The 1737-nt window shown below is 38.6% G+C and carries 1 protein-coding gene; it reads left to right on the forward strand.

The genetic code is table 11. The features are described 5' to 3' along the window. Positions 1 to 85: 85 nt before the first annotated feature. Positions 86 to 1737, forward strand: a 1652-nt coding sequence (locus tag BAZSYMA_RS06935) for a C80 family cysteine peptidase (RefSeq protein WP_143243139.1), incomplete at its 3' end; no start/stop codon positions are given.

Here is a 1737-nt window from a genome sequence, read left to right on the forward strand (position 1 = left end):
TACTTTTTTAAGAAGATTAAAAGAAGATTTTCAAAGAGCTAAGGAGCTAGAACCAGGGGTCATAAAGACGAAAATTTTTGAAAAAATGTTTGAGGACTTAGACAGGCATTTACCAGGTCGAGAAACAAAGTACCAAAAACAGTTTGATAAATTAAGCGTAATGACACGCAAGTATGCAGAGAATGCTCTTGCCTATCATTTAGAAAATAGATTTAATAAGGGTGAGCTGGATATTGATGTAAGCGTAGATATGTTAAAAGACATTGCTGGCTTGAGTCTTGGAGATCAGCTTACACGCATTGAAAGAGCTAAAAGTGAATTTGAAAGGTTGCTAAGTCAAGATGAGATTAACCTTGAGAAAAATGCAGCTCGCAAAGCTTGGGCTAAGGTATGTGTGAGAAAGGCATCAGAGATTGTTAGTGATATTACAGAATCTCAACGAGCGTTAAGTGTATGGGATAAGACAACAGTAACAAATCAGTTCGAGGTTTCTCCTGACCCTAGGGACACACATTATGTTGTTGTTCAGTTACAAGATAATCCAGCTATAGAAAAGGGTTCGGCAAACATAGCAGGCAAACATTTTAAAAACTCCACGCTGATTCAAATGGATAAAGATGGTGGCTACCGGATTGTGCATGGACCTAAATTACACAAAATAAAAGCAGATAATATCAAAATACTATTTGATGGACATGGTAGCGACAGCTTAAAAACTATAGGAAGAAGAACAGCCAATGACATTGTTGAACATGTTGTTGCATTAAGAGGCGTTTTACCCGCTCAATCAAGCATTGACACAGTCTCTATAAAAGGGTGTAATCCAGGCAATGATTTTGGTAAAGATGTCGCAATAGGACTGAAAGAAAGGCGCATTGAAACTAAGGTCAGCTCTAGATTAGGTTCGTTAAGAATAGAATTAAACGGCAGAACAACGGTTGACTATCGCTATCATCTTGACGAAGGAAAAGTTGTCTGGGGCTACAAAGACGGTCTATTAACCCAGTTTGATCCTTATACAGATGACAATTATCATCTTGTTGTTTCTGTGGGTGAGGGTGGCTTGGTACAACTACAACTAAATAAACGGATAGAAGGCTTGGAAGGTAAGTTAAGGATTCGTGTTATAGCAAGTGATTCTAAGACTACTTTGGCAGCGCTGAAAGAAATAGAAAGGCGACTGCCTGATGGCGCTTCAATGGCAGAAATAAACATAAAAATGGGCAATGGCAATGCAGATTGGTATGCCACACATGGTGTATCTGATTACGCAGGCCTTGTGAGTTATTTAAGTAGTAGGTTCAATGCAAACGTGTTGACATACAGCCCTTCAGGTCCGAATAGAGGCTCATATGCTTATCGTTATGAAAAGGATAAAGAAACAACAGTAAATGGACTAGCAGGAGCGAATGGGGTGACCAATGGTTTTGTGTTTTACGATACACGCCCCTCAGACGATGTGGGTTTTTTCTACCGAAAAAATAAAACTGCTGTTTTATACAGTCTCGCAAAAAGACCTAGTCACAACAAGATACCTGTAGTTCTCATAGACTCAGACAGTTACTCTGAGCAAGAACTGTTAGGACAACTTAAAGGTGCAATAAATCAGATTGAGGGTTCTGTCTCTCAAATAAAAATCATTACAAAAAATACTACAATGAGTGATGACGATTACAAATCCATGATGAAATTCTTATCTAAAGAGTTGCATGTTAGCGTTCAGGCGTATAACACCTA

This window comes from Bathymodiolus azoricus thioautotrophic gill symbiont, from assembly GCF_001298715.1.
Classification (GTDB): domain Bacteria; phylum Pseudomonadota; class Gammaproteobacteria; order PS1; family Pseudothioglobaceae; genus Thiodubiliella.